The sequence below is a fragment of the Stenotrophomonas sp. Steno-Z1 genome (assembly GCF_056393175.1).
This window is the reverse complement of the sequence record NZ_JBWJPB010000031.1, coordinates 1-275: the sequence shown is the minus strand read 5'-3', so window position 1 is coordinate 275 and position 275 is coordinate 1. Positions and strand designations below refer to the sequence as shown.

The following is a 275-nucleotide window of genomic DNA, read 5'->3' as shown; positions in this document are numbered from 1 at the left end:
GGCAAACGACGAAGCGGCATCGGCAACAACGGTTCACTTCGGTGAAACGGCCTTGAAAAAAGGTGTTGACGAAGCAGATAAGCCGGCTATAATGGGCGGCTCGCAACGACGGAAACGTCGGGGCACGCGGAGGAAGGCGCTGAGGCCGACTCCAAAGTTCTTTGACAGTATGCGCAGGTATCTTGTGAAGGCGCCTGCAGGAAGGATGTATGTCCATCTTGCAGACGTTTGATCAAGCAACATATCAATTGTTTTAAAGCAAGCGAAACGTTGCC

General features: G+C 52.4%; 1 protein-coding gene. It reads left to right on the top strand.

The genetic code is table 11. The features are described from left to right. Positions 1–232 (top strand): hypothetical protein (locus AC06FD_RS20470; protein ID WP_478078739.1); only part of this gene is annotated, 232 nt, incomplete at its 5' end. Positions 233–275: the final 43 nt, after the last annotated feature.